Annotated in this window: 23 protein-coding genes, 7 tRNA genes and 3 pseudogenes; 11 read left to right on the top strand and 22 right to left on the bottom strand. The window is 41.1% G+C overall.

Going from position 1 to position 26787, the window contains the following annotated elements:
• Position 1: 1 nt before the first annotated feature.
• Positions 2-497, top strand: a pseudogene (locus AB8618_RS05020) (M48 family metallopeptidase).
• A 161-nt stretch (positions 498-658) separates the two neighbouring features.
• Here AB8618_RS05020 and AB8618_RS05015 read toward each other — a convergent pair.
• Positions 659-1342 (bottom strand): DUF3334 family protein, encoded by a 684-nt coding sequence (locus AB8618_RS05015; protein WP_178955625.1) that lies wholly within the window; start codon positions 1340-1342, stop codon positions 659-661.
• A 116-nt stretch (positions 1343-1458) separates the two neighbouring features.
• Here AB8618_RS05015 and cmoA point away from each other — a divergent pair, with 116 nt between their 5' ends.
• The 5 genes from cmoA to AB8618_RS04990 all read left to right on the top strand — a co-directional run bounded on the left by cmoA (position 1459) and on the right by AB8618_RS04990 (position 5815).
• Entirely contained in the window at positions 1459-2184 is a 726-nt protein-coding gene (gene cmoA / locus AB8618_RS05010) for a carboxy-S-adenosyl-L-methionine synthase CmoA (protein WP_413401574.1), read from the top strand.
• Between the two features lie 15 nt (positions 2185-2199).
• Positions 2200-3168, top strand: a complete 969-nt coding sequence (gene cmoB, locus AB8618_RS05005) for a tRNA 5-methoxyuridine(34)/uridine 5-oxyacetic acid(34) synthase CmoB (RefSeq protein WP_413401572.1) — start codon at positions 2200-2202, stop codon at positions 3166-3168.
• A 196-nt stretch (positions 3169-3364) separates the two neighbouring features.
• Entirely contained in the window at positions 3365-4417 is a 1053-nt protein-coding gene (purM, locus tag AB8618_RS05000; protein ID WP_054202176.1) for a phosphoribosylformylglycinamidine cyclo-ligase, read from the top strand.
• Entirely contained in the window at positions 4417-5064 is a 648-nt protein-coding gene (purN, locus tag AB8618_RS04995; RefSeq protein WP_008111647.1) for a phosphoribosylglycinamide formyltransferase, read from the top strand. The genes purM and purN overlap by 1 nt, the downstream gene beginning before the upstream one ends.
• Entirely contained in the window at positions 5018-5815 is a 798-nt protein-coding gene (locus tag AB8618_RS04990; RefSeq protein ID WP_413402828.1) for a DUF3108 domain-containing protein, read from the top strand. Before purN ends, AB8618_RS04990 begins: the two co-directional genes overlap by 47 nt.
• A gap of 129 nt (positions 5816-5944) precedes the next feature.
• On the opposite strand, the gene AB8618_RS04985 is transcribed toward AB8618_RS04990, so the two are convergent.
• Positions 5945-6709 (bottom strand): class II glutamine amidotransferase, encoded by a 765-nt coding sequence (locus AB8618_RS04985; protein ID WP_350607519.1) that lies wholly within the window; start codon positions 6707-6709, stop codon positions 5945-5947.
• Positions 6710-7016: 307 nt separating this feature from the next.
• On the opposite strand from AB8618_RS04985, the gene fadE reads away from it, so the two are divergent.
• Positions 7017-9479, top strand: a complete 2463-nt coding sequence (gene fadE, locus AB8618_RS04980; RefSeq protein ID WP_413401570.1) for an acyl-CoA dehydrogenase FadE — start codon at positions 7017-7019, stop codon at positions 9477-9479.
• Positions 9480-9484: 5 nt separating this feature from the next.
• Here the strand turns inward: fadE and AB8618_RS04975 are convergent, their stop codons facing one another.
• The 11 genes from AB8618_RS04975 to dnaQ form a co-directional block, all read right to left on the bottom strand.
• A complete protein-coding gene (locus AB8618_RS04975) occupies positions 9485-10597 on the bottom strand; it encodes a DUF6136 family protein (protein ID WP_409425065.1) in 1113 nt (370 codons plus the stop codon).
• On the bottom strand, positions 10594-11184 hold the full coding sequence (locus tag AB8618_RS04970) for an ABC transporter ATP-binding protein (protein ID WP_409425064.1): 591 nt from the start codon (positions 11182-11184) through the stop codon (positions 10594-10596). Before AB8618_RS04970 ends, AB8618_RS04975 begins: the two co-directional genes overlap by 4 nt.
• A 548-nt stretch (positions 11185-11732) precedes the next feature.
• Positions 11733-11809: transfer RNA gene (locus AB8618_RS04965), tRNA-Asp, on the bottom strand.
• A 53-nt stretch (positions 11810-11862) separates the two neighbouring features.
• Positions 11863-11939 (bottom strand) — tRNA-Asp (locus AB8618_RS04960).
• 36 nt (positions 11940-11975) lie between these two features.
• Positions 11976-12052: transfer RNA gene (locus AB8618_RS04955), tRNA-Asp, on the bottom strand.
• Between the two features lie 38 nt (positions 12053-12090).
• Positions 12091-12167: transfer RNA gene (locus AB8618_RS04950), tRNA-Asp, on the bottom strand.
• A 31-nt stretch (positions 12168-12198) separates the two neighbouring features.
• A tRNA-Asp gene (locus AB8618_RS04945) sits at positions 12199-12275 on the bottom strand.
• Positions 12276-12316: 41 nt separating this feature from the next.
• Positions 12317-12393: transfer RNA gene (locus tag AB8618_RS04940), tRNA-Asp, on the bottom strand.
• 27 nt (positions 12394-12420) lie between these two features.
• A tRNA-Asp gene (locus tag AB8618_RS04935) sits at positions 12421-12497 on the bottom strand.
• Positions 12498-12595: 98 nt separating this feature from the next.
• Positions 12596-13966: a TIGR03503 family protein gene (locus AB8618_RS04930; protein WP_413401567.1), complete on the bottom strand. Its 1371-nt coding sequence runs from the start codon at positions 13964-13966 to the stop codon at positions 12596-12598.
• Positions 13967-13975: 9 nt separating this feature from the next.
• Positions 13976-14689 carry a DNA polymerase III subunit epsilon gene (dnaQ, locus tag AB8618_RS04925; RefSeq protein ID WP_413401565.1) on the bottom strand — a complete coding sequence of 238 codons (714 nt, stop codon included), beginning with the start codon at positions 14687-14689 and terminating at the stop codon, positions 13976-13978.
• 68 nt (positions 14690-14757) lie between these two features.
• Here dnaQ and rnhA point away from each other — a divergent pair, with 68 nt between their 5' ends.
• The gene (gene rnhA / locus AB8618_RS04920) at positions 14758-15222 is read left to right on the top strand and encodes a ribonuclease HI (protein WP_054202172.1); all 465 of its coding nucleotides are present in this window, start codon (positions 14758-14760) and stop codon (positions 15220-15222) included.
• Positions 15223-15236: 14 nt separating this feature from the next.
• Here the strand turns inward: rnhA and AB8618_RS04915 are convergent, their stop codons facing one another.
• Positions 15237-15998: a class I SAM-dependent methyltransferase gene (locus tag AB8618_RS04915; RefSeq protein WP_413401563.1), complete on the bottom strand. Its 762-nt coding sequence runs from the start codon at positions 15996-15998 to the stop codon at positions 15237-15239.
• A gap of 53 nt (positions 15999-16051) precedes the next feature.
• Here AB8618_RS04915 and gloB point away from each other — a divergent pair, with 53 nt between their 5' ends.
• Both gloB and AB8618_RS04905 read left to right on the top strand, forming a co-directional pair.
• Positions 16052-16825: a hydroxyacylglutathione hydrolase gene (gloB, locus tag AB8618_RS04910; protein WP_413401561.1), complete on the top strand. Its 774-nt coding sequence runs from the start codon at positions 16052-16054 to the stop codon at positions 16823-16825.
• A gap of 153 nt (positions 16826-16978) precedes the next feature.
• Positions 16979-18555: pseudogene (locus tag AB8618_RS04905) on the top strand (LysM peptidoglycan-binding domain-containing protein).
• A gap of 69 nt (positions 18556-18624) precedes the next feature.
• On the opposite strand, the gene AB8618_RS04900 reads toward AB8618_RS04905, so the two are convergent.
• Positions 18625-19995, bottom strand: coding sequence for a Gfo/Idh/MocA family protein (locus tag AB8618_RS04900; protein ID WP_409425058.1), 1371 nt, complete (start codon positions 19993-19995; stop codon positions 18625-18627).
• A 362-nt stretch (positions 19996-20357) separates the two neighbouring features.
• Between AB8618_RS04900 and AB8618_RS04895 the strand changes: the two genes are divergently transcribed.
• Positions 20358-21968, top strand: coding sequence for a M28 family metallopeptidase (locus tag AB8618_RS04895; protein ID WP_413401557.1), 1611 nt, complete (start codon positions 20358-20360; stop codon positions 21966-21968).
• 65 nt (positions 21969-22033) lie between these two features.
• Here the strand turns inward: AB8618_RS04895 and AB8618_RS04890 are convergent, their stop codons facing one another.
• The 7 genes and pseudogenes from AB8618_RS04890 to AB8618_RS04860 all read right to left on the bottom strand — a co-directional run bounded on the left by AB8618_RS04890 (position 22034) and on the right by AB8618_RS04860 (position 26768).
• Entirely contained in the window at positions 22034-22261 is a 228-nt protein-coding gene (locus AB8618_RS04890; RefSeq protein WP_409425056.1) for a calmodulin, read from the bottom strand.
• A 69-nt stretch (positions 22262-22330) separates the two neighbouring features.
• Positions 22331-22543 (bottom strand): calmodulin, encoded by a 213-nt coding sequence (locus AB8618_RS04885; RefSeq protein WP_008114577.1) that lies wholly within the window; start codon positions 22541-22543, stop codon positions 22331-22333.
• Positions 22544-22698: 155 nt separating this feature from the next.
• Entirely contained in the window at positions 22699-22911 is a 213-nt protein-coding gene (locus AB8618_RS04880; RefSeq protein WP_413401554.1) for a calmodulin, read from the bottom strand.
• A gap of 537 nt (positions 22912-23448) precedes the next feature.
• Positions 23449-23664, bottom strand: coding sequence for a TIGR02450 family Trp-rich protein (locus AB8618_RS04875; protein WP_008114572.1), 216 nt, complete (start codon positions 23662-23664; stop codon positions 23449-23451).
• A 58-nt stretch (positions 23665-23722) separates the two neighbouring features.
• Positions 23723-24070, bottom strand: a pseudogene (locus AB8618_RS04870) (cupredoxin domain-containing protein).
• Between the two features lie 23 nt (positions 24071-24093).
• Positions 24094-26334, bottom strand: a complete 2241-nt coding sequence (locus AB8618_RS04865) for a heavy metal translocating P-type ATPase (protein WP_413401551.1) — start codon at positions 26332-26334, stop codon at positions 24094-24096.
• Positions 26331-26768 (bottom strand): MerR family transcriptional regulator, encoded by a 438-nt coding sequence (locus tag AB8618_RS04860; protein WP_409425558.1) that lies wholly within the window; start codon positions 26766-26768, stop codon positions 26331-26333. The genes AB8618_RS04865 and AB8618_RS04860 overlap by 4 nt, the downstream gene beginning before the upstream one ends.
• Positions 26769-26787 lie beyond the last annotated feature (19 nt).

The raw sequence follows: 26787 nt of genomic DNA, 5'->3' as shown, positions 1-26787 counted from the left end.
AATGAGTGAATACGCACGTTACTTTACCGGCTACCCTGCCAATATCGTTGAGCAAGTATTACGACTAATAAAAGCAGGAAAGGTAAGTGAGTATTTACTTAATAAGTACCCACAGGCGCATCGTATTACTAGTGATAAGTTACTGTATAGCTACGCCACTGAGCTTAAAAAAGCATTTAAAAAACGCCCCGCCATTTGGACGCGCTGCGTTTAAAAAACAAGGTGATATGGTCACCAATGCGCTCGGAACTCACACGTACCGCATGCAAGGTAAAACCCGTAAGCACGATTTAGCCATCAACAGCGATTTACTGCGCGCGCCAGAGTCGTTATTAAAAGCATTAGTGGTGCACGAACTCGCGCATTTTAAAGAAAAAGACCATAACAAAGGCTTTTATAAACTGTGCTGCCATATGGAGCCGCAGTACCATCAGCTAGAGTTGGATTTGCGCATTTTTTGTGTAGCTATTGCGAGGGGTGAGAATCCGTATAATTGAGCGATCAGCCAAAATATAATTACGCATTAAATCATAACTAAAGCACTCAAAAATAAAAACGCGATGCTAAACCGCGTTTTTATAATTCACTAATAGCTACAAACTGACAGCTCAAAAGCTCGTTGGGTTTCGTTTCACTCAACCCAACCTACGTAAAAACGTTAAAGCCCTAATTCGGCCATAAAGTCGTCGTCGCTATCATCTTGCTTTGGCTGTTTTGCTTTTTCCTTATCCGCTTTTTGCTTGGCTTCGTTTGCGATAATGTCGTCTGGGTCTATGGCTTCTACAATGTCAAAATCGTGAAGTTTAATAAACTCTGTTTTATCCATCGCCAACTCTAAATAGAAGATATTTTGGTTGCGAGTAGTAAACGTTACACGGCGTGCTTGCGGACGATCCATAGTGGTATCAACCGATATTTGCACTTGCTTGTTAATAGCCATCATTTTTGGCTGGTTTTGGGTAATAGAGGTATGCAGCTGTTCACGCACTTTTGACGTGAAGTCGCCCACTATTTGGTTCATCAACTCACCCATCACGTTTGAAACGTCATCAGATAAGTGACTATGCGCGATCTCCTCTTCTGGCATGCCCATATTACGCATATAGTCGCCGTAAATTTCCATCGCCGCTTGCGCCGTAAAGTTGGTAACGACTAAACCGGTAAAGCCCCCATCAAATAAAACAAAACAGCCTATGTCTGGTCGCATACAAGTGCGAGTGATTTTTTGTACCATGGCTGAATAGCTGATCTCGTTGCCGCTGGCTGATGAAAGTACACCCGTTACTGAGTGGCATAATGTTGCTAATATATCGTCGGTGCTAATAACTTTACTTTTGCTCATTTAATAATCTCTTTTATACTTATTCTTCATAATTCTAGTCAAGCTACTGAATTTATCACTGACTATCCAGTATAAAATGTTAAAATAGCACTATTATTTTCAAAGAGACTGCCTTCGTGAGTATAAAAGACAGTATTTATGCCTCTGAGCAACAAGTAAAAGACTTTAGTTTTGATCAAAATGTGGTTGAAGTATTTCCCGACATGATCCAACGCTCGGTACCTGGTTACGCCACGATAGTGAGTACTATGGGGAAATTAGCCGGTGAGTATGCTCAGCCAAATTCAAATTTGTATGACCTAGGCTGCTCGTTAGGGGCGGTTACCCTAAGTATGCGCCGTAATATTCAAACTGATAGCTGTCACATTATTGCTGTAGATAACTCACAAGCCATGGTTGAACGTTGTAAGGTACATTTACAAGGATTTAGATCTGATGTTCCTGTAACTGTTACTTTAGGTGACATTAACGAGCTTGATATTCAAAATGCATCGGTTGTAGCGATGAATTTTACCCTGCAGTTTATTCCACCAGCGCAGCGCAAAGCGGTACTTGAAAAAATATACGCTAATTTAAAGCCCGGTGGCGTTTTGCTACTAAGTGAAAAAATTAAAGCCGAAAACGAGCAATGCGATAGCCTATTGATTGACTTGCACCACGACTTTAAGCGTCATAATGGCTACTCTGAGCTTGAAATAAGCCAAAAGCGTACCGCCATTGAAAACGTAATGCGCCCCGATACACTTGGCACACATACACAACGTTTAAGCGACATTGGTTTTAGCCAAACGCAAGTGTGGTATCAATGTTTTAATTTTTGCTCAATGGTAGCAATTAAATAATTTAGAGAGTGACACATGTCTGCATGGTTTAACCAATTTTACGCTGCAATTGCACAAAGCCCACTTAGCCACTGGCTAGAAACCCTGCCTGCGCAATTAAAGCATTGGCAACAAGAGGCCAGCCATGGCGATTTGCCTCAATGGCAAAAAGTACTAAAAAACTTACCTGAGGTATCAACAAACCACGTTGATATTGTCAGCAAAGTAGCAATAGGCGCGCCTGGCGAAATGACTGAAGGCGAGCAAAAACAAACCACGCATTTATTAAAACGGATGATGCCTTGGCGTAAAGGCCCATTTAATGTGCACGGTATCGACATTAATACAGAATGGCGCAGTGACTGGAAATGGGATCGACTCCTACCGCATATTGAGCCATTAAAAGGCCGTACTGTATTAGATATTGGTTGTGGCTCGGGTTATCACCTATGGCGTATGCGCGGTGAAGGTGCTCAGTTTGTGGTAGGTATTGATCCATCTGACTTATTTTTATGCCAATTTCAGGCTATTAAACACTTTAACCCAGATCAAAACGTGCATTTATTACCATTAGGTGTAGAAGCCCTACCAGAACTTAAAGCATTTGATACGGTATTTTCGATGGGAGTACTTTATCACCGTCGCTCACCTATCGACTTTTTAGCGCAATTAAAAGCACAGCTTCGCCCAGGCGGTGAGCTGGTGCTTGAAACCTTAGTTATTGAAGGCGATGAAAACACCGTACTGGTTCCGACCGACCGCTACGCAAAGATGCGTAATGTATGGTTTATTCCAAGCACTGCTGCATTAAAACTGTGGATGGAACGTGTTGGCTTTAAAGATGTGCAAATTAAAGATTGCGCTATTACAACGCTCGATGAGCAGCGTAAAACTGACTGGATGGAAAACGAATCATTAGTTGACTTTTTAGACCCCAATGACACCAGTAAAACCATTGAAGGTTACCCTGCTCCACTTAGAGCAATACTTACAGCTAAAGCCTAACTTGCAGTATTAAGTTTTATTTTCATGTTAAAAAGCGCCATTGGGCGCTTTTTTTGTTTACTAATACAGCAACTACCGGACAAGTGTCCTTGTCTTTAAAATCAAATCTAGATTTCAACTAGCCGCGCCCTTGCAATTGTTGTAAAATACGCGCGTTTCTAAGTAAGCATCAAAACAACTATTTTGAGGAAAACCTGTGAGCGAACAAAAACAGTCTCTAAGCTATAAAGACGCGGGCGTAGATATCGACGCTGGTAATGCACTTGTTGAGCGTATTAAAGGCGTAGTTAAAAAAACTCGTCGTCCTGAAGTGATGGGCGGAATTGGTGGTTTTGGCGCACTTTGCGAAATTCCTGAAGGTTATAAGCAACCCGTACTTGTAGCAGGCACCGATGGTGTTGGTACTAAGTTGCGTTTAGCAATTGACCTTAAAAAACACGATACCGTAGGTATCGACTTAGTTGCGATGTGTGTAAATGATTTAATAGTACAAGGCGCTGAACCCCTGTTTTTTCTAGATTACTATGCAACGGGTAAGCTAGATGTAGACACAGCAGCTGACGTAGTAACCGGTATTGGTAAAGGTTGTGAAATTTCAGGTTGTGCCCTTATTGGTGGCGAAACAGCTGAAATGCCAGGTATGTATGATGGTGAAGACTACGACATGGCAGGCTTTTGTACCGGTGTAGTAGAAAAATCTAAAATTATTGATGGTACGAAAGTAGCCGCAGGCGATCAGCTAATAGCGCTTGCTTCTAGTGGCCCTCACTCAAACGGTTTCTCACTAATTCGTAAAGTTTTAGAAGTGTCTAACGCTGATACTAATCAAGTGATTGATGGAAAAACCTTAGGTGAACACCTTTTAGAACCAACGCGCATTTACGTTAAGCCATTACTTGAGTTGTTCAAGCAAGTAGATGTGCATGCTCTTTCGCATATTACTGGTGGCGGCTTTTGGGAAAACATTCCTCGCGTATTACCTGAATCTGCTAAAGCAGTTGTTAAAGGTGATAGCTGGCAGTGGCCTACCGTGTTCAGTTGGTTACAAGAAAATGGCAACATTACCACACACGAAATGTACCGCACATTTAACTGTGGCGTAGGTATGGTGTTAGTAGTACCTGCTGATCAACTTGATAACAGTTTAAACATTTTAAAAGATCTTGGCGAAAACGCATGGCACCTTGGTGAGATTCAAGATGCGGTTGCGGGTGAAGAGCAAGTTGAAATTGTAGGTGGTGCTGCGTAATGGCACCCACTCGTCTAGTAGTTTTGATCTCAGGCAGTGGCTCAAATTTACAAGCCATTATTGATGCCTGTGAAAGCGGCGAGATAAACGCTCATATTGCGGCTGTTATTAGTAATAAAGCAGACGCATATGGGTTAGAGCGTGCAAAAAATGCAGGCATTGCAACGCAAGTACTGAGCCATAAAGAGTTTGACTCCCGCGAAGCATACGATGCCCAGTTAATGCATATAATTGACTCTTTTGAACCAAATCTAGTTGTATTAGCTGGGTTTATGCGTATTCTAACTCCTAGCTTAGTGCAAAAATATGTTGGAAAAATGTTGAACATTCATCCATCTTTGTTGCCTAAGTACCAGGGGCTGAATACCCACCAAAGAGCAATTGATGCAAAAGACGACGTTCACGGCGTTAGTGTTCACTTTGTAACTGAAGAATTAGACGGCGGACCGGTTATTCTTCAAGCTAAAGTGCCTGTATTAGCAGATGATACAGCAGACACGCTCGCTAAACGTGTGCATGCGCAAGAGCACATAATTTATCCTTTGGTGGTCAAGTGGTTCAGTGAACAACGACTTACGATGGAAGCAGATTATGCAGTTCTTGACGAAAAACAACTTCCTGCACACGGCGCGCACTACCCAAAATAAAAAATTAAGTGCTTGGCTACTATGTGCGGGCACTTTATTACTTCCTACCAGCCTGATTGCAGGCGAGTTAACCCAATATCAAGCTAGTTATGACATTTTGCGCAAAGGCACTAATCACGGCAAAGCCGAGCGTGAACTAAAAAAGCTCGATAATAATAACTACCAAGTCACTTACCACAGTGATATTGAATGGATGATTTTCTCTGACTCACGTCAAGAATCATCAACCTTTAGCTTTATAAATGATAACGTAGAGCCAATTCAGTACGCTATGATCCGCACAGGCACTGGGCCTGACAAAAAGTATAAAATTAACTTTGACCGTCAAACCAAAACGGTTACCAGTAACACCAGCGATTACCCGTTAAAATGCCAATGGCATGATAACTTCCAAGATGGCATTTCTTATCAAGTACAAGTTCGTGAGGGTCTTAAAAAAGGCAAAACCAACTTCTCGTTTCCGTTGGTTGATAAAAAGGGTAATTGCCGTGACTACGACTTTGAAGTGGTAGAAACCGAAATGATTTCTCTGCCTATAGGTAATGTAGAAGCAGTGAAAGTTAAACGCTTATATGATAACGATAAACGCCAAGCTTTAGCCTGGTTTGCCCCAGAAATGGATTACATGCTAGTGCGCATGTGGAAGGGTGAAAAAGGTGTGGAGCAGTTTGAAGTGCAAATGAAATCGTTTACCGTGATCAACCCACCTGCTTTACCTGCAGAAGTGAAAAACGAAATAACACCAGAGTAAATTGCTTACAAGGTGCAAATGAAAGGCCCAAGTGTGACAAACATAACTTGGGTTTTTCATTTTTAACACTTATACACTTTATCAATTTGAAACTTTGAGTCGAGTTTCGTTTCACTCTAGCTACCCAAGCTACATTAATTCACCCATTTTAAATAACGCAAACTCTCCTGGCTGCATTTTTTGCCAGCGCTCATCATTAGTTAATGGCCTTGTTGCTATAACCGTCACTACATCGTTTGGCGTAGTTTCTTGTTGAAAGTCGACAACCATGTCCGCATCAATCAGAGTTGCTTTACCAAATGGCGCACGGCGCGTTATATAATGTAAGTTATTAGTGCAATACGCTAAAACAAATACACCATCGGTCAATAGCATATTAAATACGCCCTTTTCACGTAGTGTATGCGAAAGTTTGGCGGCGTATCTGAAAACCGATGCCATATTACTTGGACGCTTTGGGTATTTTTCGCGAATTTTGTCAAGTAACCAACAAAAAGCGAGTTCACTGTCGGTGTTTCCCACAGGTCGATAGTACTCTGTTTTTAAATCGTGATAATTTGAAAGCTGCCCATTATGAGCATAGGTTATTTCGCGCCCCCACAACTCTCGGGTAAACGGGTGGGTATTTTCAAGACACACCCGACCACGGTTTCCTTGGCGAATATGACTAATCACAGATACACTTTTAATTGGGTACGCTTTTACCAGCTTTGCTATTTCTGACTGGTAACTGGGCTCTGGATCTTTAAAGGTTCTGCAGCCTTTACCTTCATAAAAAGTAATGCCCCAGCCGTCTTTGTGCGGTCCCGTATTTCCACCACGCTCCAACAACCCTGAAAAACTAAAACAAATATCCGTTGGCACATTGGCTGACATGCCAAGTAATTCACACATAAAATAAATAAACCTTTAAAAAGCTAAACATAGAATATCGTTCTATTTTTAATAAGCGTACACTGAACATCATAAGTATATTTACTTAATTAAACTTATATTACTACTAGATTAATTGATTTTTTCACGCTTATATTTTTTATAATAAGCCAAAATAAACGATTACTGCCAAACTGTTCGTATAACATACAACGCATTGTAATAATCGTACCGATAACTACACTTTAATCTAAGTAATGTACTTGAAACTTAGCGTTACTAGCGCTACTCTAAACGAGGTGGTCTGACCTCTATTAAGGAATTAGCAATGACACTCATATTTACACTCGGTTTAATCGCACTGCTCAGCATTGCGCTTTACCACAGAGCAAGTTGGAACACAGCACTTGGTGTTTCTGCCGCAACATTATTAATTGGTACCTTTGCCGGTGCTTTTGGTTTAATTAGCTGGGTGATCTTTTTAATCATCGCAGTGCCTCTTTCTGTTACTGGTATTCGCCAGCAATACATTATCAAGCCTATTTTCACTATCTTTAAAAAAGTAACACCTAGCATGTCTGACACCGAAAAGTCAGCGATCGATGCGGGTACTACGTGGTGGGAAGCTGATTTATTTTGTGGCAATCCAGATTGGAAGAAGCTTCACCAATACCCGGTTCCAAAACTCACTATTGAAGAGCAGGCATTTATCGATGGCCCTGTTGAAGTAGTGTGTAGCATGCTGGACGATTGGGAAGCTACGCATGAGCTTACCGATCTACCTCAGGATGTATGGCAATATCTAAAAGATAATAAATTCTTTGCCATGATCATTAAAAAGGAATACGGCGGCTTAGAATTCTCTGCATTTGCACAATCGTGTGTACTGCAAAAACTAACCAGTAAATCAACATTGCTTTCGTCAATTGTTGGTGTACCTAACTCGTTAGGCCCAGGTGAGTTATTACAGCACTATGGTACAGAGGATCAAAAAAATCATTACTTACCGCGTTTAGCAAGCGGTCAAGAAATTCCATGTTTTGCACTTACCTCGCCAGAGGCGGGTTCTGATGCAAGCTCAATTCCAGACTACGGTGTAGTGTGTAAAGGGCAATGGAATGGCGAAGAAGTAGTGGGTGTAAGCCTTACATGGAACAAACGTTACATAACGCTTGCGCCTGTAGCTACGGTTCTTGGTCTAGCATTTAAATTACAAGATCCAGATGGATTATTAAGCGACGTTAAAGAGCCAGGTATTACTTGCGCACTTATCCCAACAGATACCCCTGGGGTTGAAATTGGTCGTCGTCACTTCCCGCTTAATGTGCCGTTCCAAAATGGCCCTACTCGCGGTAAAGATATTTTCGTTCCACTAGATTACATTATTGGCGGTCCAGAAATGGCTGGTCAAGGCTGGCGTATGCTAGTTGAATGTTTATCGGTTGGTCGTGCAATTACGTTGCCGTCAAATTCAGCCGGTGGCATTAAAATGATTGCAGTAGCAACAGGTGCTTATAGCCGTATTCGTCGTCAATTCCGCTTACCTATTGGTAAAATGGAAGGGGTTGAAGAATCAATGGCTAAACTTGCTGGTTATGCTTACAGCTCAGACGCTGCTGTTAGTATGTCAACAGGTGCGGTTGATTTAGGCGAGAAGCCATCAGTTGTGTCGGCGATTATTAAGTACCACCTTACCGAGCAAATGCGCGATTCAACCATTCATGCAATGGACGTGCTAGGCGGTAAAGGGATCATGCTTGGGCCAAATAACTACTTGGGTCGTGGCTATCAAGGTGCACCTATTGCCATTACCGTTGAAGGTGCAAACATCTTGACCCGTAATATGATTATTTATGGTCAAGGTGCAATTCGTTGTCATCCATTTGTACTTACCGAGCTAGGTGCGTGTGAAATTGAAGATCGCGAAGAAGCGCTTAACGTATTTGATAAAGCGCTAATGGGTCACATTGGCTTTACCATGTCTAACTTAGTACGTACTAAATGGCTTGCACTTACTGGCGCTCGCTTTACTAGCGTACCGTATAAAGATGAAACTGCTGAGTTTTATCGTATTGCGTCTCGCTTTAGTGCATCACTTGCACTTATGTCAGATATTAGCATGGCAGTATTTGGTGGTTCACTTAAACGTAAAGAACGTATCTCAGCCCGTTTAGGCGACTTGTTAAGTTACCTTTACTTAGTATCTGCAACGCTAAAACGTTACAACGACGAAGGCCGTAAGAAAGAAGATTTTGCACTAGTTCAATGGAGCTGTCAGGATCACCTTTACCACTGTCAACGTGCACTTGCTGATTTAATCAATAATATGCCGTCGGCTCCACTACGTGGTGTTTTAAAAGTATTGTTGTTCCCGTTTGGTCGTCCGGTTCGTAAACCTACCGACAAACTTGAACACAAACTAGCGCAGTTATTGCAAGTTCCTAGCGAAACACGTAATCGTTTAGCAAGCTATGTATACCTTACAAACGAACCACTTAACCTTGTAGGCCGTCAAGAGCAAACGCTTAAAGACGTTCTAGAAGTAGAGCCATTGTTTGAGCGTGTATGTAAAGAAAAAGGCGTAAAACTGCCATTCTTCCAGCTTGATAAAGTGGCGCAAATGGGCTTAGATGCAGGCATTTTAAGCCAAGCAGAAGCCGATAAGCTCGCTGCAGTAGAAAAAGATCGTTTAGATGTGATTAACGTTGATGATTTTGACCCTGCAGATTTACTTGCAGGCAAAGCAGCGCGTAATAGCAAAGCGAAATCTAAAAAGGCAGATGCTGCTTAGCATTACTAATAAAAGCTAAGCAACACACCTGTTATAACCATCCAAACCAGCGCATAATGCGCTGGTTTTTTTTGCGCAAAGTAAACCTGTATTACACACCACATATTACCAATAAAAAATAATGCAATATGAATGTGATCAAAAATAACGCTATAACTTATCGTTGCTACTAAAAACAGCAATAGGCTAGGTAAAAACTGGCTAATATAAAAGGCACGTTCTCGCTGGCATGTTTTAAAAAACAATCGATACTGCTCGTGAACTTTACCGCAATCAAATTGCAAAGAGCTACTAAAAAGCACAATAAAAGCCATGGTCAACACTACGAGTATAGATACCAAATCAGCACGTTCGTTTATTAGTGCCGCTGATGCCATAAATACACATAAAAGTAGCGACACGCGCCAAACAAGTACCCAGCTATGGTTTAGTAAATAACAAAACCAAAAACCAAATATTGAACTTACTGCAATTCGCCCGTTAACATTAACCACGGGGACAAAAAGACTCAGCGTAAACAGTAAAGCAAAGCCTATATGATAGGTGAGCGGTTGCATATAAATAGGAACACACACTAATATCGTGCTAAATATAAAGCCATATATCAGTGCGCTGGGTTTGTATAAGCACAAAACGCCCAAGCTAAATTGCAACAACATAAATACAACAAAGTGCGGTACTTTAACCCATTGTGATAGCGTTAAATCTAGCGCAATTAATACACTGGCTATTAACCAAGCATTACTTAGCGTTAATAATTTAATATCAACTAAATATAACCACACTGATCGCGCAATAGTTTGCTGGAATAGCCGCTGCTGACTATTTTTAATTGCTGACTTCATTGCGCTGAGCATCACACTTTGTAATAACAAATAAAATAAGGCCATTTGTGCACCGTATTGTGGTGCTGCGCTGCTGTCTATAATTTTTCCGAGACCTAAAAAAAGTAGCAATATCAAACCCAACATCGATGAGCCTAACACCACTAAAAATAACAGCCCAAAACTTTTCAGTTGTAATAATAATTGCTTAAGTTCTTGGTTATAAGCTAAATACCGGTAACCCATAAACACTCTATATTGAGCTAATGGGTGTTTACTTGGTGCAATATTCATAACGATATGCGCTCAAAGCCATGTTCAACAAACACAGTAGGTTCGTGACAAGTAATAATAACTTGCCCGTTTGGTTTATCTGCTAAGTAAGCGTCAAGTAAGGAAAGAAGATATTGTATGCTTGCCTGATCAAGGGCTGCACTCGGCTCATCAAGTAATAGATAAGGTGCCTTGCGCATTAATGCTAAAATTAATTGGCACTTTTTTTGATTGCCTGAGGATAATGCATCAAAACGCGTATTAAGAAATTCGCCAAAATTAAAACCACTAACAATTGCATTAGGCCATGGGCAACCGAGTGTACTAACAGATAAATGTATAATTTGATTGGCAGTTAAAAAATCTGGTAAAGCAATACGATCAGTAGCAATAGCGACCTGTTTATCTAGTTCTTTAAGTGTTTCCCCTGCAAATAAAAATGTACCACTTTGCGGCTTTTCAAGCCCCGCTAGCATCATAAGTAACGTGGTTTTGCCTTGGCCGTTAGGTGCATCAATACACACTTTTTGGCTGCTAAACACCTTATTGTAATCATGGTAGACAACGTTGGCGGCAAACTGCTTATTTAAGCCAATCACTTCAATCATAAAATATCCTTTTTAAATCAGCTTTATATTATAAATAAACTTTTATAATAAACAAAACCCACCCCAACAGCTTAAAAAAACAATAACGATAAAGTAGCGTCATTTTCTAATAGCGACAAACCTTTTATAGCAAGTTGAAACAGCATCAGAAGCTCTGAAACCGCTTGTATCATCAACAGCGATTCACCCTAATAGTTCACTATAAAGATAAGCTTTTTACATCTGCGGCGTTATGACTTAGCCTCAGGACAATAAAAACTGTTTTAAAAGATAATTTGAATTTTGATAACACGTAAAGCTTTGAACTAAACTAAAAATTAAACTAGGTGTTTTTTAACTCAAGCCTATCAAGGCTGACTTGTTAATTGTGACTGATAGCTGATAGCTGATAGCTGATAGCTGATAGCTGATAGCTGATAGCTGATAGCTGATAGCTGATAGCTGATAGCTGATAGCTGATAGCTGATAGCTGATAGCTGATAGAATAATATATTAACTGTTATTAATTAGGAAAGTATTTTTTAAATTGTTATTGAGGAAATAACAAGTGGCGGAGTGGACGGGACTCGAACCCGCGACCCCCGGCGTGACAGGCCGGTATTCTAACCAACTGAACTACCACTCCGCAGTGGTATGTGCATGGGGTGATGCACTTACTAATTTTGTTACGATATCAAATGGCGGAGTGGACGGGACTCGAACCCGCGACCCCCGGCGTGACAGGCCGGTATTCTAACCAACTGAACTACCACTCCGCAGAGATATCTTTTACTTGTCATTACTTAATTTGTTGGCGGAGTGGACGGGACTCGAACCCGCGACCCCCGGCGTGACAGGCCGGTATTCTAACCAACTGAACTACCACTCCAGCATACAAATTTTGTAATATAACGTTGTTTAAATAGTTGGCGGAGTGGACGGGACTCGAACCCGCGACCCCCGGCGTGACAGGCCGGTATTCTAACCAACTGAACTACCACTCCAGCGCGTATTTAAACTGTTATTTTTTCTTATTGGCGGAGTGGACGGGACTCGAACCCGCGACCCCCGGCGTGACAGGCCGGTATTCTAACCAACTGAACTACCACTCCATAATAAGAATATGTTTTACAACCATATGTTGTGTAAGTGTTGGCGGAGTGGACGGGACTCGAACCCGCGACCCCCGGCGTGACAGGCCGGTATTCTAACCAACTGAACTACCACTCCAGCGCATACTTACAAATTGTCGAAAATTGGCGGAGTGGACGGGACTCGAACCCGCGACCCCCGGCGTGACAGGCCGGTATTCTAACCAACTGAACTACCACTCCGCATTTTCGTTGTTGTCTGAGTCTCCCCTGACAGCGGCGTGAATAATACGAACCAGCCCCTGCTTCGTCAAGGGCTTTTTTGTTTTTTTACAGGTTTTTTAGTCATCTGACATCGAAAGGTTTAAAATTTCAGCTGATTTATCATTTTTTGAGCTACTTTCTGGAGCCTCTGATTTTTTCTGCTCGGCTTTTTTGGACTCAACAGCTTTCTTTTTCTTTAAAAAAGTTAAATTCAATTTAAATTTTAATGATTTGTTCTGCACAAAAACACGAATACACAGCCAACCTATAAATAAAATGGCTAAATTTCCACCAACAATTAAACTAACCATTAATCCCGTCGCCATTACTTTTGGTTTTACAACTGGCACAGGAATATTTTCTGGCTCGGTAACACTGGCAACTGGAATTTCTGGAATCACTTCTATCGGTCTTTCTATCTCAAATAGATAGGTTGGCAATGTAGCCATAAACTCTCGGTCATTGATTGTTGAGCCAAAAACAGAGATTTCAATGTTGTAGCGTCCCCAACCATAATCTTGTAAAGCCAGCTCTCTTGCTGTGGTGCTGTTGCTATCTAAGTAAAATATCTGTTCTTCACCATTGGGGTAATAAATTTTACCTTGCATGATCACCGTTTCAGGTTTTAAAAGCTTATCATCAATATTGATCGTAATACGGTGATCTTCCCCCTCCTCAGTTGCTTCAATGGAGGTGAAGCTAAAAGGCGGCTCATGCACAACAATAGTATCTTGAACCACTCGTCTCTCTAATACGTCGGTGGTAATATAAAGCTCAGGACGCCACTCGCCGGGTGTGAAATTTAAGGTAAATTCACCGGTAAACACACCGTCTTTGGCACTTTCATCAAACCCGTAACCATCATCTTTGAATTCAGTTACTTGCTGTATGCCTGCACCAAAGTTTTCAAAATTTTCATTATTGGTGCTCACAAAGCTTACATTAAGCGAGACCGCATCTTTAAATAGATTGGCGCGAATCGGCTCACCATCATTTAAAATCTCACCGGTTACTTTTACAGTTTCACCCTGAAACAGAATTTTAGGCAATGGCTCTACTTTTAGCGATAGCTCACCAATAACAACAATGCGGCTTTCTGGCATTACTTGGCCGATAACTTGCCACGGTCCGGGCATAGGATTGCGAATAACTACTAAGTCATAATTTAATTCGTCGTACCAATCAAGACTAGTGTTTCTCACCGCATTGGTAGCGAAATATTTAGCGCCATCGGGCCTTACTAAAATTACGGCAGGCGATCCTGGGCGTCTAAAAAATATTAATTTTATTTCATCAATTTTGTCATCAACACGAAAACGGTTATCCAGTAACGGGATTTCATTTTGTTTACCGCTGCCTTTTAACTCTTCAACTTGCTTTACGCTGTGCGCATCGTGGGGGAAACACACGGCAATTAAAAGCAGTGAAACTACTAATAGCGTTTTCATAATAATGCCCTATTCAGCGCGCCATAAACAATGGCCGCACTCCTTTTGTACAATGTCTAAACGCGTTTGATGTGCGCTTTGCTCTGCATCGCTAGCTGCTATAACTACCAAAGGCGCCCTGTCGCTACTTAGGCGTCTAATACCGCCTTTTTGATCTTCACTTGAGTCATCTTTGTTTTGATTTAGGTTTAGCTTTACTTGTCCACCGGTCATTGCCAGGTAAACATCGGCTAAAATTTCAGAATCCAGTAAGGCGCCGTGTAACGTACGCTTAGTGTTATCAACATCATAGCGGCGACAAAGTGCATCAAGGTTGTTCTTTTGTCCTGGATGCAAGTCACGCGCCATTTTAAGGGTATCAAGCACGCCACAAAAACTATGGGTGTTTTGATAGCCTTGGTTTAATAACGCAAATTCATTATCCATATGGCCAATATCGAACGGCGCATTATGAATAACTAACTCAGCCCCTTTAATATAGTCAAAAAACTCTTGGGCAATATCACGATAAAGTGGTTTATCGCGTAAAAATTCATTAGTAATACCGTGAACGTCGATTGCTTCTTCTTCAATGCTGCGCTGCGGATTAATGTAAACGTGAAAATTATTGCCGGTTAACCGACGATTCATAAGCTCCACACAGCCGATCTCAATGATACGATGCCCTTGTTTAGGGTCGATGCCGGTGGTTTCTGTATCTAAAACTATTTGTCTGCGTGCCATATCGAATTAAGCCTGACTCTGGTATCTTTCTATAATCACTTTATTGTACATAATATCAAGGTAAAACAGTGCAAAAAACCGTAGAGATTTACACCGATGGTTCGTGTTTAGGTAATCCAGGCCCCGGTGGTTATGGTATTTTTATGATTTATGAAGCCCATGAAAAAAAATTAAGCCAAGGTTATAAGCTTACAACCAACAACCGTATGGAAATGCTGGCAGCCATTGTGGCGCTAGAATCTCTTAATCGTGCCTGCCCTGTAACCCTAACTACCGATAGCCAATATGTTAAGCAGGGTATTGAGTCTTGGATCACCAATTGGAAAAAACGTGGTTGGCAAACCTCGGCTAAAAAGCCGGTTAAGAATGTAGATTTATGGAAACGTCTCGACAAAGCCTGTGCCGAGCACGACGTTACCTGGAAATGGGTAAAAGGCCACAGTGGCCACAAATATAACGAAATTGTTGACGACCTTGCTCGTGATGCAGCCAGCGGCAACAATTTACTCGATGATGAAGGTTACCAACCGTAACCCTCTACATCATGCTATTTTTTATTTTGTTGATAATGCTGTTTTGAGGTTTGCCTAAGCCCTACCCCTTTTATTGGCGCAAATTGTGGACGAGCATGCCACTTAGGTTTAATTGGCGTAAGTGGCGCAACACGTTTTCGTGCTACCAGCATATACACACTGCCCATAGGTTTTAAATATTGTTTGGTAAAGCTGCGCCAAAATGCGAACCGCGATAAGCGATTACCGCGTGCCAACGACGAATATATAAAACGCTCATCGGCCACAATTTCAAACCCAAGTAAATTTAGCCAATCTTTAACCCGTGCAGGGGTGAAAAATCGCCCTGTCCACGGTAACTTTTGACGGCTAAACGGCAACAATTGCGCTAACCCACAAAAGCTAAACGGATTAAAACCCGTAATGGCAATATAACCACCTGGAATAAGGGTTCGATGAACCTCACGTAATATATGATGCGGATCTGAGTGATACTCTAAACAATGGCTCATAATACAGGCATCTATACTGTGCTCGTAAAAAGGCAGTTCGTCTATATCGGCCACTACCCCCGTGTATGGGCCAGGCTCTGCAACGCATACTTGATGCTTAATGGAGCTTTTACTTGTATCGAGCTCAGCACTTAAATTACCTAATTTAAGCATATGATAGCCAAACATACGCGGTAACCACGGCGACAATTTGCGTTCTATATCACAACGTAAATAATCACCATGCGGAAACTGCTGCCATGACAACGGTTTGGGGCCTTCTTGAAAACTAAGGGCTGGTTTCATTATATAAGCTCGTTATAATATTAATTAAATACCACTTTATAGAGCAACAATACATGGTGCAAGTCAAAGCAATTAAAGCCTTTTCTGATAACTACATTTGGTGCTTAACCGCCGAGCAGAATAACCACGCGTGGGTGGTTGACCCAGGGCAATCAGCGCCAGTTATAGAGCATTTAGCACAGCATAACTTAACCCTTGGCGGTATTTTAATTACTCATCATCATTATGATCATACCGATGGTGTAGCTCAATTAGTAAAACAGTATCCAAACATCGCCGTTTACGGCCCTAGTAATAGTCCGTTTGAGGGAATAACAACACCTTTAAATGAAGGTGACACAATTAGCATTTTAAACATTCCATTTGAAATTATAACAACACCAGGGCACACCCTAGACCATATTTGTTATATTAATGATGCACTGGCCTTTACTGGCGACACCCTGTTTAGTGGCGGTTGTGGGCGCTTATTTGAAGGTAGTCCAGAGCAAATGTGGCATTCATTTAATAAGTTGCGAGCACTGCCAAGTGATTGCAAAGTATATTGCACCCACGAATACACCCAAGCAAACTTGACCTTTGCAAAAGCGGTTGAGCCACGAAATCCCGAATTACTCGCTTACAGCCAGCAAGTAGATGAATTGCGAAAAAATGATGAAATAAGCTTGCCAAGCACCATAGGCCAAGAGCTAAAAATTAACCCTTTTATGCGTAGTAATTTGCCCAATATTACAAAGTCACTACCAAAAGAGTATTGTTTAGTTACAAAAAACAATGAACCTTGGGAAAACTTTGCTAGTCTGAGAATGTTCAAAGATAATTTTTAAGCCAGTGACAAAAATAATTAACTGAACATTTGAAATAACAATAAGTTAACATTTTCTAATTATATTTGTTTGCATTTTTAACGATGACAAGTGGCAATGTTGGCTCATAATGAGTAGTATTCGCCGAGTTTTTTACCCTATGTATTGGTATTTATGAATAAATCTCCTCTTTTATTGGTTTTAGCGATGACGCTAAGCGGTTGTCAAACATTGACAACATTAAACACAGATTCACAAAATCAAGTTCAAAACCAACTTGAAGGCGCCAGCCCAAATGATATTAGCACTGCATTAATGATGAATGCGCAATATCAACAAGTAAATGATATTGAAGAAGAAGCCCCTGTGTTTGACGATGTTTGGGAGCGTATTCGTTACCAATTATCTATTGATATCCCACAAAACCGCCCAGTGGTCGCTGAACGAAATTATTATGCACGTCATCAGGCATACCTTGACCGTATTTCTAAACGTGCTGAGCCGTATTTACATTTTATTGTTGAAGAAATTGAAAAGCGTGAAATGCCTATCGAAATTGCACTTTTACCTATTGTAGAAAGTGCGTTCGACCCTTATGGCTATTCGCATCGAACTGCATCGGGTATTTGGCAATTTATGCCTGCAACTGGTGAGCGTTTCGATTTAAAGCAAAACTGGTGGTATGATGGTCGTCGCGATATTGTGCAGTCTACTCGCGCTGCACTTGATTATCTCTCGTACTTACACAAAACCCTTGAAGGTGATTGGCTGAACGCAATTGCCGCCTATAACTCAGGTGAAGGCCGCTTGCTGCGTGCGATAAAAAAGAATCGTAAAAAGCATTTGCCTACCGACTTTTGGTCACTAGATTTACCTCGTGAAACCACTGCCTACGTGCCTAAATTATTAGCTTTAGCTGATTTATTAAAACGTGCAGATGAGTTTAAAGTGTCGTGGAAGCCAATAATTAACGCACAAGTAGTCGAAGTGGTTAATATTGAGTCACAAATAGATTTAGCACTGGCTGCGGACATGGCCGATATGACCCTTACCGAACTATATCGATTAAATCCAGGATTTAACCGCTGGGCAACCGATCCGGATGGCCCACACTTTTTATTACTTCCTACCGATAAAGTAGAACAATTCACTGAAAAGCTTACCGCTACAGCGATTAAAAACCGTCTTCGTTGGCAGCAATATAAGGTTAAACGTGGCGATAGCTTGTCGGTGATTGCAGATAAATTTACCACTAGTATCAGCGCAATTAAGTCATTAAATAAGCTTAACTCAAACGTAATTCGTGTGGGTCAACAAATTTTAGTGCCACTCACTGATGGTAAAATTAACAGTGAACATTTACCTCAGCAAGTACGTGCGGCCGCTAATAAAAGTTTACGTACTAAACTTTCTCATACGGTAAAGAGTGGCGATACCCTATGGGATATTAGCCGCGAATACGATGTAACGATGAGTGAATTAGCTAAGTGGAATAAGCTGAAAAAAATGCAGTACTGCGTTTAAATCAAAAGTTGGTAGTTTATAAGTCAGCTAGCCAGCCTAAAGAGTCGACGAGTAATACTAATCGTACTATTACCTACAAAGTGCGCCGAGGCGATTCTTTAGCGCGTATAGCGTCTAAGTTTAATTTAACAGTGAGCGATATTATTAAATGGAATAACCTTGCTGGGCAAAAATATTTGCAGCCAGGACAAAAGCTTAAATTAAAAGTAGATGTAAGAAGTAGCTGATCCCTATTGTAATAAACTGTTAAATAAAAAAAGAGCGCATGTGCTCTTTTTTTATGCCTGCTATAAACCTTAGCTTACAATGCCTAAAGGCTTTGCTGTTTGCCATGCACCGCGAGTAAAATCAGGAATATCAATTGAGCGGCTACGCTCACTCACAGACTGGGCTGATAATGGTGAAATAACCGACCACGCTGCGCCATCGTAAACGTCCTGATCCAGCGGTTCGCCATTTCTTAGGCAATAAATCATCCGCCAAAACATTAAAAAGTCCATGCCACCGTGGCCACCATTGCGCTGTGCCTCTTCACCCATTTTTGTCCATAGGGGATGATCGTACTGCTCATACCATGCGCTCATATCATAATCCCATTCATGAAAGCTTGTTGATCCGCCATTTTCAAGTGCAATACGATTAGGGAAACCGGCAAACACTCCATTCGTGCCTTGGATTAAGTTATGTCGAGAGTATGGCCGAGGGGTTGTTGTATCGTGCTGTACCATAATACTGCGCCCCTTGAGAGTTTTAATTAGTGTCGTGTTCATATCACCGGCAATATAATTAAGCTGATTACGGGAATGATCCGCTGCAAATTCACGTTGTGCATAGGCGCTTCTACCCAGCGAAGGTGAGCTCATTGAAGTTAAAAAATAAAACCTATCGCCACGATTTATATTCATATATTGCGATACAGGGCCTAATCCATGAGTGGGGTATAAGTTACCATCACGTTTTGCATGCCATTGCGTTCGCCATGAGCCTGTTTTGTGCTCAAGCTCTTTCATTTGCCAACGAAGCTCATGAATATAGGCCGCTTCGCCATGTAACAGCTCCCCAAATACACCTTGGCGCACCATGTTTAATACCATTAACTCGTCGCGACCGTAATTCACATTTTCCATCATCATGCAATTTTTTTGAGTACGTTCGGCGGTATCTACAATCTGCCACATTTCGTCAACAGTCAGTGCCAAGGGCACTTCAACAAAAGCATGTTTTGCGCTGTGCATAGTATCGATAGCCATAGGTGCATGCCATGCCCAAGGAGTAGAAATAATGACTATATCTATGTCTTGTCGTTCAAGCATTTGTTGATAAGCCCGCTCACTGCCAGTATATAACGCCGGCTTAGCTACCCCTTTATCAACTAAATAATTGGCAGCTCGCTCTAGCACCTCAGTATGCGTGTCACAAATAGCGACTATTTGCGCACCTTCAATATGGCTCATGCGCTTTACATGTCCATAACCGCGCTGACCCACACCAATAAAGCCCACTCTAACCACATCCATTTTGGGCGCGACTAAACCAATAACACTGCGCCCTTGCTGTTTTGGTGCGCTTGCATTAGCACTTCCACTTGATGCACAACCACTCACTACACCGGCAGCGGCGGCGACACTGGCTGCTTTTAAAAAGTCTCGACGATTAAATTGCTTCATTGGTTTATCCCTTTTGTTATTGTTTTTAACTTAACCTGAACTCTGGTTAAGAGATTTACTAACATATTGAATCAAAGTAATATTTATGTCTGTCTTCTCTAGCCAGAGATTTTCAGTGAAAACAAGGCGAAATTACGCGTCAATAGCTAGTCTATTGCAAGTAAATTCAACGCAGTTAGCGCTCAAAATAGCTGCTTGAGATAGATTTATTATCCAGAGTTCAGGTTAACTTACCTAAAGGCGATGAACGGGTAAATAGGTGAAGAGGTAAGCGACATAAAAATAAGATTAAAAGAGATAAAAATTCGCATTTAACGGTTACTTGGGGTTATAGTCGAAAAAAATTATTATTTTAAGTAGTTATGTCTTATATAAAAATCACTGCACTTTTTTTAGCTATTGCACTAACGGGTTGCTCTGAGCCTACAACGCCAGCTTCATCTCTTGAAAACAGCTCAGGCGTTAGTTTAAACAATCTTAAGCAACATATTAAAACCTTAGCATCAGATGACTTTGAAGGACGCGGCCCGCTTACCTTAGGTGAAGTTAAAACCGTTGGTTATTTAAGTGAGCAATACCAAGCGATGGGGTTGTCTGGCGCGTATCAAGGGAAATATTTACAGCCAGTTAAAATGGCCATGCTAACTGCAGATCAAAAAATGCAATTAACTATGGGAGAGCTTAGCTTTACTGCAGGTAAAGACTTCACCGCCCGTACAAAGCAGTTACAGCCAATTATTGATGTCCGCAATAGCGATATTGTATTTGTTGGTTATGGGATTAACGCGCCAGAATATAACTGGAACGACTATGCCAATGTTGATGTAACTGATAAAACCGTTATTGTGCTGGTGAACGATCCGGGCTTTGCCACCCAAGACGATACACTATTTACAGGCAATGCCATGACCTACTATGGCCGCTGGACTTATAAATATGAAGAAGCCGCGCGCCAAGGTGCAAAAGCGGTATTTATTGTTCATGAAACAGCCCCAGCCGCATACCCTTGGGGCGTGGTTGAAAGCTCAAACACGGGCACCAAGTATAGCTTGATGGACAACAACCTTAATGCATCTGAACTGCCGGTTATGGGCTGGTTAACACTTAATGCGGCTGAACAAGTATTCGCATCGGCAAACTTAAATTATCAACAATTAAAGCAACACGCATTGAGTAAGCAATTTCAAGCCAAGGAATTGAACTTAAAGGCGAACCTTGCATTTAAAAATGAAGTGTCGCACGCTAAATCACATAATGTGGTTGCACAAATTACAGGCAGTGAAACCCCTGACGAATACGTTATTATTAGTGCTCATTGGGATCATTTTGGTACTAAACAAACCGACAGTGGACCTAAAATTTATAATGGCGCAGTCGATAATGCTTCAGGCACTGCAGCAACGCTTGAAATTGCTCGCATTATGAGCAAAATGCATCAGCAAAAGCCGTTTAAGCGCTCAATCCTGTTTGCTAACTTTACTGCCGAAGAAACAGGTCTAATTGGCTCAGAAGAATTTGCCAATGGGAACATGATTGCCACCAAAAAAATGGTCGGATTATTAAATATCGATGGTATGAATGTACTCGATGAAACCAATTATATTTTGCAATACGGTAGCAACTTATCCGAAATGGAGCATTACTTAGCAAGCGCGGCTAAAGCACAAGGACGCGTGGTAAAAATGGATCCTCGCCCACAAAATGGATTGTTTTTTAGATCAGATCATTTCTCACTCGCTAAACAAGGCGTGCCAAGTTTACTGTTTATGAGCTTAGGTGATACCGACCCTGACTACATCAGTCATAAATACCATAAAGAAGCAGACGATTATTCAGATAAATGGTCATTGGCTGGTGCAAAACAGGATATCGAGCTGGTTATAGATATAGCCAGTCAACTTGCCAATAATGGCGATTGGCCTAAGTGGACTAGCGAGTCTGATTTTAAAGCCAAACGTTTAGAAGATAAGTAAATAAAAAGCAGCCGAGAAATTATTCGGCTGCTTTTATCTGTATCGTTAAAGATTGTGCGTATTTGTTACTGAACTTTGGCAAATTCTTGCTTAGATAATTCGCCATTCCCGTCAATATCTAAGTCATCAAATAATTTAGCTAGTTGCGAATTAGCTTGTGCTTCAGACTGGCTAATAACGCCGTCGCCATCTGTATCGAAAGAATCAAAGTCAACCGCAGCAAAAGCGGCAGAAGACGAAGCAAGTGCAATTAAAGCAAGCGTTTTAGTTAGTGTTTTAGTAAATGTTTTCATAATAAATCCTTAGCTTAATAAAAAAGTTAGTAAGAAATCCTTTTCCGAGATCCTTAGGGAATTAGAAAATTAGTATGCTGAAAATTCGTCTTTAGAAAGTTCACCATTGCCATCACCATCCAGCTCTGCAAACTGCTCCATAAGTTCGGCCGCAACCGATGCTTCAGCTTGGCTAATTGTGCCACTACCATCTACATCAAGGGTTTCAAAGTCTGTGCTGGCAAATACTGCAGATGAAGAAGCAAGTGCCATAAGTACAAGAGTCGACTGTAATTTTTTCATAATATTAATCCTTCAAAGTATGCAATGTTTCGGTGTAAATTAATTGACTCAACGCTATAACCGTACATCCTAGTTATTCTCTTTCATAGGCTCCCTTGCCTATTTAGGTTGTCTTAAGCAACTCAGAATATGTAATAGCGTTGAGCATTGGCCTTTTAAGCCTTAGAAAATTCTGCTTTAGAAAGCTCGCCGTTTTTATCCGTATCAAGCTCTGTAAACTTACTCATAAGTGAGGCATCTACTGATGCTTCAGCTTGGCTAATTGTGCCACTACCATCTACATCAAGGGTTTCAAAGTCTGTGCTGGCAAATACTGCAGATGAAGAAGCAAGTGCCATTAATACCAGTGTTGATTTAAATGTTGTCATAACGTAATTCCTTCATTGGGTTGTAAGGCTAAGCGCTAAGCTTAATTACTTTTTGCTAAATACAGCTTAGGTATTACAACTTCGATGCCATGTTTATTTTTTAATTTATAAACAACAAGTTAAAAATAAAAATGGGATTTTTACTTAAAAACATCCCGCACTTTGTTGCTTTTTTGCAACAACTACTTTTAACTAAAAAGATACCCTTTAAAATTCAATGAGTTAAATCATCTAAAAAAGACACATCTATCTCTAATCAAACACAAAACAACAAGGCTGAGCCGCTATAGGGGTAAATCGCCACTGAACAAATTAAAAAAACGAAATTAAACAGGTTAAATTAAATAGATAACAAATTGAAAATAAACAACTTAAATTTATTTGTAAAAAAATATAAATTAATTTTTTAACGGGGAGAGAAAAAGCAAAGATTTGTCGCCGTATGGCGAATAAAGGCTAAAAATAGGGAGTGAACTTCGCGCGGGATACTGATTTGATGTCACTCATACCCACTTATTTGGGCATGAGTACAAGCGGTCACTTCCAGCCTTGGCGCCATCTTTGTTCATCTTTTAAGTCGCGCCACTGAATAGGATATTGATTTTTTGACATCACCGCCTCAGTGATACATTCAATCACATTACCGTCTTCATCAAATTCGACCTCAACAATAATAAAGTGCTTTTCTTTATTAATAGCTGGGATGGCCGTCCATTTACTATTTAGCAGTTTTTTGGGGTTTAATTTATTCATACTACAACCTTTTATATTTTCTGCTAGAGCATACGCATCACAGACACGTTTAGTTTTATTAAAAAACCAATAACTTACCTTTATACATTTGCATTTGGCAGTGAAAGGCATATTCACCGGCATCAAGCGCAGGTATCTCAATAGGCGCATTTTTACCTATGCATAGCGTTTCACGAGTTCGAGCGGGAGAAAATCACTGTTTCAGCGCAAGGAGAACTTTTTTGTCAATTAAAGCTCAGGATCAGAGGCGTATCAGCTGCCACCTTAATATACGCTGGAGAATATACTCCGTTACCCACAGTAATGGTTATTAAATTGCTATCACTATTTATTTTGGCTCATATAACCAAAACCAATAAATAATAGCGACAATAAGTAAAACGCCTAATAAATTAATTAATAACATAATTAAGTCCTCTATAAATAAAGTTACGAGTTACTCGCTTTAAAATAACGTAACCGATTTGCGTTAGTGACCACAGTAAGCGATGATAAAGCCATTGCCGCCCCAGCTACGACTGGGTTTAGTAGTAAACCAAAAAACGGATACAACAGCCCTGCAGCAATCGGAATACCCGCAATGTTATAAATAAACGCCCCAAACAAGTTTTGTTTAATATTAGTTATGGTTGCGCCACTAATTGCAATGGCATCTGCAAGACCATGAAGTGAGCCTCGCATCAGCGTTATATCCGCACTTTCAATAGCTACATCTGTGCCAGTGCCAATGGCAAACCCAACATCGGCTTGTGCCAATGCTGGCGCATCATTTATACCATCACCAGTCATGCCTACAATTTCACCTTGAGATTGACGCTTAGTCACTTCACTGGCTTTATCATCTGGCATTACTTGCGCTATAAAGTCTGTAATACCGACTTTGCTGGCAACGGCTTTAGCGGTCGCTTGGTTATCGCCTGTCAGCATAACCACCTGCATACCTTTATTTTGTAAGCGTTTAATGGCCTCAGCTGAATCTTCTTTTATTGGGTCAGCAACTGCGATTATGGCATGTAATTGATTGCCAATAGCAAAGTACATCGGCGTTTTAGCAGCGCTAGCAAGCTGCTCGGCTTGAGGTATTGCCTCTGCAATATCTATATTGTGGCTTTTCATTAGTGCCTGATTGCCAAACAATAGGCTTTGCTCATTAATGGTACCGATCACACCTTGTCCAGTGATAGCATTAAAATTACTGACTTTTTCAAGGGTGATATTTTTGTTTTTAGCATAATTAACAATGGCTTCGGCTAATGGATGTTCAGAGCTACTTTCAAGGCTAGCTGCTAACTTTAGCACCTCGGTACTGTCGCTTTGGTTGAACGTAACCACATCGGTCACGGTTGGCTTACCAGCGGTTATAGTGCCTGTTTTATCTAAGATCATGGTGGTGATTTTAGCTGTTGTTTGTAACGCTTCACCGTTACGAATAAGTATACCCGACTGAGCAGCTTTACCTATGCCGACCATAATTGACATCGGTGTAGCTAAACCAAGTGCACACGGGCAAGCAATAATTAAAACTGTGGTTATTGCAACAACCGCATAAGCAATACTCGGCTGTGGGCCAAAGTTAAGCCATGCTAAGCCTGCTAGCACCGCAATAATCATCACTGTGGGTACAAATATGCCTGAAATAACATCGGCTAAGCGCCCAATTGAGGGTTTAGAGTTTTGTGCACGTTTAACCATATTAATAATATTCGCTAAGGTGGTTTCGCTGCCTATATGGGTTGCTTTAAACAACAAAGTACCACTTTTATTAATACTGCCAGCAACAACCTTGTCACCCTCACCCTTATTAACCGGCATCGGTTCACCAGTGAGCATTGATTCATCTAGTGTACTGCTGCCTTCAATAACATCTCCATCGACTGAAATTTTCTCTCCAGGGCGGACACGAATCAAGTCACCTTTAATAACTTGGCTTATATCTATATCTTGCTCTTGGTTATCTCGGATCACCCGTGCCGTTTTAGGTTGTAAACCAATTAAGCGTTTAATCGCCTCAGAGGTTCGCCCTCGCGCCTTTACTTCAAAAGCTAAGCCAAGACTAATTAAGCCTATGATCATCGCTGAGGCTTCAAAATAAACATGTCTAGCCACCTCTGGTAATAGACTTGGCATGATCACCACCACCATTGAATATAGCCAGGCTGTACCCGTACCAAGCGCAATCAAGGTATCCATATTAGCCGTATGATTTTTAAATGACTGCCATGCGCCAGTATAAAACTGCTTACCCGACACAATCATTACTACTAACGTCATCATTCCAACAATAAACCAGCCAATACGCTGGGCATTGCTAGTGACACTCATATCAAAGATTAATCCATAAAGCATTAATGGCGCACCCAAACCTAATGCCAATAGCATATTGCGCATAAGTTTTTTGTAGTGCGCGTTATCAGCTTCGGCTTTTTCATCTAGAGCGTCTTGTTGAGAATCACTGTTCATAGGTTTAGCTTGATAGCCAATATCAGCGACAGCGTGCATTAGCTGCTCAGGCTTAGCCGAACCTTCTACTTGCACAGTTCGATCGGCAAAGTTCATTTCAACGCGCTGCGCACCCTTTACATTTTTCAGCGCTTTCTCTATTTTAGCCACGCAACTGCCACAATTTGCGCCTTCAATCATAAAGTTTTGCGTGGTGGGTTGATTACTCATAACGCTTCCTTAGTATTTTTAACTTCAGAGATTGGATCAACAAAGGTCTCTATTAAGCTACATATATCTGCACTTACAGCCCCATCAGGCGATTTATCCCACTGTTTAACCGCTGCTTGCATTCGCGTGCGTAATTTAAGTGTTTCTTGAAAGTGCTGCTCTGTTTCCTCTAGTCGCTTTGCTATTAATTGTCGTGTAAGCGGACAAGGGCACAGCCCTTGCTCCGACTGTGCAATAATTTGTTGAATATCTTTTATTGAGAAACCGAGTTGACGCGCACTAATAATAAACTTTAAACGTTGCTGATCGGATGCGGTATATACTTGATAACCATTGCGCTCACCACGAATAGGATTAAGCAGCTTTATTCGCGTGTAATGACGAACCGTGTCTTGGGTCACGCCCATAGTATTGGCTAATTGCTTTACGTACATCATCAAACCTCTGGTTATG

This window comes from Pseudoalteromonas sp. RW-H-Ap-1, assembly GCF_048318575.1.
Classification (GTDB): domain Bacteria; phylum Pseudomonadota; class Gammaproteobacteria; order Enterobacterales; family Alteromonadaceae; genus Pseudoalteromonas.
This window is presented reverse-complemented; position numbering and strand designations above follow the sequence as displayed.